The organism is Anaerobiospirillum sp. NML120448 (assembly GCF_023050945.1).
GTDB lineage: Bacteria > Pseudomonadota > Gammaproteobacteria > Enterobacterales > Succinivibrionaceae > Anaerobiospirillum.
The window spans coordinates 1-8,865 of record NZ_JALKIM010000110.1; the positions used below are offsets into that span (position 1 = coordinate 1).

Genomic DNA, 8,865 nt, shown 5'->3' on the forward strand with positions numbered 1-8,865 from the left:
AATGATAAAATTGATAGATATTAATCACTGAGCTTTCTATTTATACATAACCTGATCTATAACAAAATGAATGTTACTGCGTAACGTAAAAAGCGTGACTCAAATCAATAGAGATAAAAATCTCGTAAAATACAGCACTAAACCTATATTCTCACATGAAAGATACTATTTTGCCCCCCTACAGCCATATTAGCCTATGTGAGCACCTTTCTTTAAGAAAGGCACACTAATTCTGCTTTACCACAAAACTACACAATGACCTTTGGTAGGCAGTAGCTTTAATTCTTGCGATTAAAAAAGCTTAGACCTTTCACAAGATCTAAGCTTTTGAATATGAACCTACAAGCACCTATCTTTCAAAAATCGACAACGTCAGCATTATTGTGCGAGATAATCGTGAAATAAACACAATTGCACGACAATGCAGTAATCCCTATAGCGTCATTGTCATGTTATCCTGTTTTTATAGGATAAAACGCACATAACTGCCACGACAATGCACTAATTTGAAAGATAGGTGCTACAAGGTCATTTAGCTCTTAGCAGTGCTCTTTTTAGTACGGGTGCTAGCACTTGCTTTGCTAGTAGTACGTGCTGTAGCGGCCTTTTTCTTTGGCTTAGCCTCCGCATCTTCGTCAGCTTTAGCCTCAGTAGAGTCGACCGCAGCTACCTTTTTAGCCCTGCTTTTAGTAGCAGTAGCCTTAGTGGTGCTCTTGGCCTTTGGCTTAGATTCTGCCTCAGACTCAGCGGTTGCTTCGGCTTTTTTTGCCTTAGAGCGAGTGCTCTTAGCCTTAGGCTTGACCTCAGCCTCAATAGCCTCAATAATTACATCGGCATCGGCTGTGTCTTTAGTGGCCACCTTTTGTGCTTTGCTCTTGGTAGCCGCTGTAGCTTGGCTCTTAGTGGCGGCAGTCTTGCTCTTGGCTGTGGTAGTCTTAGCTTTTGCCTTGCCTTTAGAGGCAGAGGTTGAAGAATCAACAATTTGTGTTGCAATTTTCTGGCTTTCGAGATTTAAAAGCTGATGCAACTCCACATCATCAAGCAAGCGCATTTTTTCCATTACTAAATTAACAAAGCGCTCCTTGGATTTAGTTATCTTTTTAGCACGTGGTTTACGACGTGCAAACGGATAGAAAAATGGGAAGAAATCATCTTCATCGCCATAAAACTTATTATCTTCTGACTCAATATTATCAGAAACAAACTCATCAAAAAATCTCTTAACTATTGACAATTGAATAGATGATAAACGCTCATCATAGATTGCCATGATCTCCTGACCAAAGTCATCATCAATAGATATGTAGTTTTGATCCTCAAAATAAGGAATATTTGCCTCTTGGTTATTATCGCCAAAATTTTTAAAGTAATTAACATCTATGCTTTGAAGAACTTTTGGAGTGTCCTCTAACAGATCCTTAAACAATTTAATATATTTTGAAATCTCACAAATTTCATAAATGAAACCAAAAGCACTATCGAAGCTAGTATATTTAAGACACATACTTTCAAGCAAAGAGAACAAGTCAACAGTCTCAGAAAGATATGACTTGTATTCAAAAAGCTCAGTAAGCATCATATTACCTTGATCTACTAATGCTTCTAAATTTTGAATTTTGGCAGGAGTAGAAGACAAGAACTTAGAAAATTTGTGCACTATGTTGTAGACAATGTTCAAACATTCTTGGTTCTCTTCAACTTGCTTAATCTTGGTAATAGAATCCACAATCCTTACAAAGTACTTGACTAGTGCTATCAAAATATAAGTTGTGGATACAATGTAAGGAACCAACAACATACGCAAAGTGCTATTAAGCACAAATACGTTATTGCACAATAGCTTATCAACAGAAGGCTGATAGTTGTTAATTAACATGAAACGCTTAAAAGCAATCAAGATAATATAATTAACTTTTTTGACATTAGCTTTAGAGTTAATAATCAAACTGAAACTGTTTAAGGATTGCGCAAAATCTTCTTTAGTAGCAATGCTGATATAAGGAATAGTCTCTTTGATAAATAAATTGATATCCTTAGCGCAAAAAGCTAGAAAGGTCTCATAGACACATCTGTAGAAGCTTTGGCTTACTTCAATACCAACCTCTTCATTCGTCAAATCATTGCTTAACTTTAAATCGTCAGGTACATTCTCTAATTCAGTTACCGCATCCTGACTTAAAACTCCAATATGCGTTAAGAATAATTCGTATATATTATTTAAGATTGCAGTTTTATTCAAAATGAAAGTCTCAAATCTTTCATTTAATAGAATATCAAGCTCAATTGTTTTGTTTGCCAACTCTTTACTAATCTGACAAAACTTTTTGCAATCTTGGAGATAGCTAATACAGGTCTTATTAAGCAGTAATTGCTCAGCTTTGCTAAGCAATGGTCTATTAGCCCCATTACTTACAGGTTCATTAAGAGTAAGGCTATTGGCAAACTCTTCATCGAAATTATTGGTCTTACGCAACAAGTTAGATGTATAGCTATCTTCATAGAGAAGATGACTTTCGCCTTGCAAGTCCAAGATTAAAAGTAAATTCTCAAAGCAAGCTTGATGATACTCAATCAATGATTTGAAAGTCTCATCCTTTAACAATAGTTCATAATCAGGGAAAACAAATTTTACCCAATCTTTGCCAGAATAAGCTAAATCAAAGACAAAACTTGCATATGGAGTGGTCTTAAATGCTTTGTTGGTACGTAAAATTGTTGAAAGGTAAACATTATGGTAAAGCTCAATAAAGCTAGACAAAATGCAAAATATGTCTAGGTAGATATTGAGATTTCTACTAAAGACAATTGGCGCAGGATCGTTCAGAACTTCCAAACCTAGACATTCATGTATTGAGTTAATATCACGCTCTTCACGATTAACCCAGTTTGGATCACCATAATCCTCAATAGCATATTCAGAGCCTTCTCTAATAGGATAAGGCAATGTTGGAGAAATACGATTGAACTTATTAGAGTAAGACATTACAGAACTTACAATGTCTTCAAAATTTACAGAGTTAGGATGACTATGAAATCTATTCTTAAATGACGGTGCAAAATGTGCACAAATATCGTAAATATTTGTTGGGATTGAACCTACTATGATATTAAGAATCTCTTGATCATATGGAAGCTGATCGCTATATCCCCTAATTAGATTCAAATCAAGACTAAGTAAATTATTGACATTAACCAATAATTTAGCTTGCAAATTAGCAAGATACATAAAAGGATTATAGAAATTGAAATAGTAGTACCCAACCTCCCAACTATTCTCTCCGTTAGTACAATTAGAGTTAGGGTTTAATTGGACAAATAAATCATAAAAATAGTAAGCATATTGATATAAGGCATCATTACGACCAACATAAGACTTAACTATTTCATTAAAGTCTATAAATTGACCATTGACGCTGAGCAAGTTTTTTTGAGCATTATGAAAAACACCACAGGCTGCTAAAGCATTGTTGTGCAAACGCACAATGTCATTGCTATTAACTTGCTCTAAAGCCTTATAGTTAGAGCGCAAATCATCATATCTAGTACGCTCAAAAATATACTGACGGCGTTGGGCAACCAACAACAAATGCATACCTAAAAGATCAATAACCTTTAGCAAGCCAAAACCTGAATCTAGCTCACCATCAATATGAAAATAATTGATCTCTTTGGACTTTGAAGCCTTTGAAGGTGTTGGAATTTTATTAGAGCTATTATAGCCTCTAATGGCATGTTGAGCTTCGTTAGAGGTAAAATCACATTTTATGGGATTAAAAAAACCATAGTCTGCTAAAGGTTCCAGTTTAAAACTACTGTCAGTTAGACACTCGTTATAGTTAAAACGTGTGAAATGACCTACAAAGCCTTTAGGTGAGCCATTAAAAGCTTTCTCTTTAAAGGCACTAATTACAACATCCTCTTTAAGCTCTCCATTTGGCTCAAATAATACCTGGTAGTAATTAGTTGGCATTTCATCGTTTACAGCAATTTTGTGTAATTTAACGCCTTTAACATTTTGCAGTGCTTTAAACATAGTAAAACCAGCAATTGCCTTATAGTAATAAATCACTATATTGCTGGTAGTAAGGACATTTTTAGCCAAGTTTTGAGGGCTCAATTCATCGCAATAGATTTTAATATCACCAACTGCTACCAAACTAACTAACTTCTCATAAGCGCTTGGTGTGCTTTCAAGACAATACTTGCGATAGCAGGAATTAACCTCATCGAATAATCCCAACTCAAACAAATGCGACATGACTCTTAAATGAGCCTGATACCACTTCATAAATACTACCTGTTGCCTACTTATTTAATGAAAAAATGAATGAGCACAAAAGCACCTAATCTTATCGCCAATCACTGCTTAGCCTTTTAGATTAGCTCTCAAGGACTATGTTTGTACCCCAATACTCAACTATTTTGCCATATTGGCCTATAGCAATAAAGCTGTCAAAACAATAAACATACACCACTCAAGCCTATAGTTGCACAAGACGGATACTATTTTGCCCCCTACCCCAATTTTGCCTATGTGAGCACCTTTCTTGACTTCTTAGCACACTAAATCTGCTTTACCTCAAAAACAACACAATGGCTTTTAGAAGTCTAGCGCCTTAATCCTTGAGATTAAAAAAAGCTTAGACCTTTGACAAGATCTAAGCTTTTAAATATGAACCTACATAGTCATTTAGCTCTTAGCATTGCTCTTTTTTGCACGGGTGATAGCACTTGTTTTGCTAGTAGTACGTGCGGTAGAGGCCTTTTTCTTTGTCTTTGCGTCTGTAGCCTTGGTAGCCTCAGTAGCAGAGTTAGCATTAGCCTCAGTTGAGGTGGCAGTAGCTACCTTTTTAGCCCTACTTTTAGTAGCAGTGGCCTTAGCTGTAGCTGTAACTGTGGAAGCCTTCTTGGCCCTGGTGGCCTTTTTCTGTGGCTTGTCCTCAATAGCATCAAGAGGCTCAATAATTACGTTAGCATAAGGATCATCCCCAATCTTGATGCTTGAATCTACCTTTTTAGCCCTGCTTTTAGTAGCAGTGGCCTTAGTTGTGGTTTTGGCCTTTGGCTCAGAACTAGCTTCGGCTACAGCCTCAGCCTTATCGTCCTTCTTTGCTCTTGTGCTTCTGGTAGTCTTTTTCACCTCAGCAGCAGTATCCTCGCTTGCAGCTACGGCACTGTCGGCTTTGCTTTTAGTGGTTGTGCCCTTGGCTTTAGCCTTGGCCTTGGCCTTGGCCTTGGCTTTGTTACTGGCTTTGGCCTTGGCAGTAGATGAGGAGTCAACAATTTGAGTAGAAGCTTTATTGCTTTCTAGATTTAAAGTATTGTATAGCTCTTCATCTGCCAGCAACTGCACTTTATCCTTGACTAAATTAATAAAGCGTTGCTGGGTTTTAGTTGGTTGAAGCTCTCGATGTCTTCTATTGAAAAGTGAAAATAAAAATGCCCCTGAATCACCCGAACCCCTCTCTTGTTCTTCTTCAATAAAATCACGCAAATCTCCTCCAAAGAACTCACCAACTACTAACAATTCTCTTTGATTTAACTCCTCATCTAAAGTCAACATAGTCCTTTTGTAATAAGCAGACATAGCAATGTAGTAGTTATCCGTAAAATAAGGAGCAAAGAAGCCATTCTCCTCATCCAGATCGTCAAAATATTCATCATCCATTCTTTCAAGAACGGCAGTGCTGTCTACTGAAAGATCATGGAACAGTGCAATAAAGCTTTCAATATCACCCAAATCGCTAATATAGAACAACTTATCATTGTATTGGCTATAATTACAGCACACCATATCCATCATCTTAAGCACATCAACAACCTCACCAAGATAGGACTTGTACTCAAATTGCTCACTCAACACTACAGTGTCTTGATCTGATAATGCAATTAAATTCTTTATTTTGGCAAAATTATTACTATCGAACTTAAACGCTTTGTGGACAACGTTGTAGAGCATATTTAAATACTCGCTATGTTCCTCTACTTGCTTAACTTTGGTATAAGAAAGCACTTGCTTTGCAAATACCTTAGCAAGCGAAATCATAATATATTTCACGCATAAAGCATTAGAAGGCACAATAAAACATAAAGCACTGTTAGCAAAGAGTGTGTTCTTACATATTTGCTTTTTAATAGCGCTATTATAGTCGACGCTTTGTATTAAACGCTTGTATGCAAAAAAGATAATATAATTGGCGCTTTTGCAGCTAAAATCCTGAATAAATAAATGCACACTGTTTAGTGAACGACTAAAGTCATCTTTAGTAGCTAAATCTATATAAGGCACAATCTCGTTGCTAAAGATATTAATGTCTTTACCACGCATGGCTAGCAATACCTCATAAAGGCCCTGATAGAACCTATGATTTACATCCACATCAGACTGGTTGCTCTCCTTAGAAAGAACATTACTTGGTGAGATACCTGCGTTTAACTTTAAATCCTCAGGGACATTATCTAGGTTAAACATTAAGTATTTCATTAAAGCCTTAACAGGAACTCCACATAAATTGTAGAAGCCACTAAATATCTGCTCCTTTACGAAAATGAACTTGTTTTGTTGATTATTTAAGCTCATATCTAGTTGGCTGTTGTTGTTAATAAGATCTTTACAAAGATTAATAATATTTTGGCACTCTTGTAAAAAGCTAATACTGGTCTTGTTAAGCAGTAATTGCTCTACCTTGCTAAGGGCAGGTTTGTTGCTAGAGTCCTTATTACTTGCAAGATTATCAGCCAACTCTTGATCATAATTATTGGTCTTGCGCAATAAGTTAGACAGATATCTATCTTCATAAAGAAGATTGCTATCACCTTGTAAATCCAAGATTAAAATTAAGTGCTCCAAGCAAGCCTTGTGAGCTTTCATTAATGCACCTAAAGCTTCATCTTTTAACAGCTCTTGATAAGATTCATATATTTGAGATGTCCACTCAGTGTCGCAATGAGTTAAATCAAAGTCAAAGCATGCCTTCTCGCCTTTTATTGGCACGACTGCACTAAAACAAAGTGTTCTAAAGTAAAAATTATGGCAGAGTTCAACTAAGACTGAGGCAAAGCAGAATATATCTAAGTAGAGATTAAGTTTTCTACTAAATACCATAGGCTGAGGATCATTAATTACATCCCGTGCTAGCCTTTCATGTACCTCAGAAATTTTTTGAAGGTAAGATTCTCGTTTAAGCCAGTTTGGATTACCATTATCGTCTACATTAAACTCAGAGTCTTTTTTAATTACATAAGGCAATTTTGGAGTAGCATAATTAAGGCTCTGGCCATAAGACATGACAGAATTTACGATTTCTTCAAAATTAACCACTTTTGGATGGCTAAGCTCGGTATTAGCAAATGATGGAGCAAAATGCGCACAAAGCTCATAAATATTTGCTGGGAGCCCAGAAGTAAGGATGTTAACAAGCTCTTTATCATAAGAAATTGGATTAGCCATAGCAGTAGCTAACTTTAAGTCAAGCCCAAGCAAATTGTTGATGTTGACTAATAGATTGGCCTGTAAAGCAGAAAAGAGCTTAAACGGCTCATACAGATTGTAAAAATAGAAGCCTACTTCCCATTTGAAAGGCAAATTAGTACATTTTTCATTAGGCAATAAATCAACAAAGAACTCATAAAAATAGCAAATATACTGATATAAGGCATCGTTGAGACCAACATAAGCCTTAACCATGCAATTGATATCCTTAATTCGGCTATTGATGCTTAACAAGTTCTCGCGTGTCTCTTCAAAAACAGAGCAAGCTATTACGGCATTGCAGTGCAAACGTACAATGTCTTGACTATTAACCTTAGTTAAAGCTTCATAATTAGAACGCAAATCATCATATCTATAGCATTGGAACAAATATTGGCGTCGCTGGGCAACTAACAATAAATGCATTCCTAAAAGATCAATAACCTTTAGTAAGCCAAAACATGTCTCTAGTTGAGCATCGCTATCAAAGTAGTTAATGCCTTTAGCTTTTGCCTTCTTAACAGCTAAATGGTCGCTATCATCCCCCTCATCATCAAAGTCCAAATAAGGTGAGATTACCTTTTGTGCAAGCTCACAAGCATAATTGCCATTCTGCTCTCTAATAAAATGAGCCATAATAGAATCATTGCAAGGCAACTCTAGTAGTGCGAAAGAATCACCATTTAGATAATCACTAACCTTAAAATTTACCACCTGTACGGACGACTTTTAATTAACCAACAGCAAATGATATAATTTATATATTAATTATAGTTTGTACCAAGCAGGGGGCAGTATGTCTAAGTTAAATCCTAAAGTTGTTATCACTACTTGTATTCAAATTGAAGAAAACGGTAAGGTAACTACAATACCGTTATCCACTAAATTAGAGGTCGATAAAGTAACCCCTAAATCTATGGATGATGTTATGAAATGTGTTTGTAATACAGAAGAGTACATTGGCCGTGTTAAAAACGAGATGTTCTCATCAGTATGTTCTGCTATACAAAATAATGAGGTCAACTCAAAAAAAAAGTAAACATTCAGACCTTGAACGGAGTTTGCAAACTTGAGGTCAACGCTGTTTTTGTTCCTAATCATAACCCTAATCTTACTTTTAGGACTCCTAAATTAAATTTTGCTATTCTAAGTCAACTTTCCCACTCTTCATATAGGGATGTCCATATCGATCTTAAAAATTACAATATATGTGCTATTGGTGTATCCACCCTTAAGGATCTTGCAGAGAGTGAGGGGGCAAGAATTCGAGCCTCTTTTAATGAGCAAAGAAGCAATATTTTAATGAAACATGATTTTAATCCTGATACTGGAAGACCTAATAATGAGGCTGCATTGGTTGCAGCCTGTAAAAATGCTCCTAAAAGCCTGGAGCT

Annotated in this window: 4 protein-coding genes; 2 read left to right on the forward strand and 2 right to left on the reverse strand. The window is 36.1% G+C overall.

Translation table 11 applies throughout. From position 1 onward, the window contains the following. Nucleotides 1-532: 532 nt before the first annotated feature. Both MXE38_RS11575 and MXE38_RS11580 read right to left on the reverse strand, forming a co-directional pair. Entirely contained in the window at nucleotides 533-4,288 is a 3,756-nt protein-coding gene (locus tag MXE38_RS11575; protein ID WP_246915162.1) for a hypothetical protein, read from the reverse strand. Nucleotides 4,289-4,690: 402 nt separating this feature from the next. Then, complete coding sequence (locus MXE38_RS11580) at nucleotides 4,691-8,107, reverse strand: hypothetical protein (RefSeq protein ID WP_246915165.1); 3,417 nt, start codon at nucleotides 8,105-8,107, stop codon at nucleotides 4,691-4,693. A 160-nt stretch (nucleotides 8,108-8,267) separates the two neighbouring features. On the opposite strand from MXE38_RS11580, the gene MXE38_RS11585 reads away from it, so the two are divergent. Then, on the forward strand, nucleotides 8,268-8,510 hold the full coding sequence (locus tag MXE38_RS11585; protein WP_246915168.1) for a hypothetical protein: 243 nt from the start codon (nucleotides 8,268-8,270) through the stop codon (nucleotides 8,508-8,510). Nucleotides 8,511-8,521: 11 nt separating this feature from the next. Continuing rightward, the coding region (locus MXE38_RS11590) for a hypothetical protein (protein ID WP_246915171.1) at nucleotides 8,522-8,865 on the forward strand (344 nt) is incomplete at its 3' end.

Bases quoted from the DNA above. Each gene is read 5' to 3' on its own strand.
- MXE38_RS11575 (WP_246915162.1), bottom strand. From the start codon at position 4,288: ATGAAGTGGTATCAGGCTCATTTAAGAGTCATGTCGCATTTGTTTGAG.
- MXE38_RS11580 (WP_246915165.1), bottom strand. From the start codon at position 8,107: ATGGCTCATTTTATTAGAGAGCAGAATGGCAATTATGCTTGTGAGCTT.
- MXE38_RS11585 (WP_246915168.1), top strand. From the start codon at position 8,268: ATGTCTAAGTTAAATCCTAAAGTTGTTATCACTACTTGTATTCAAATT.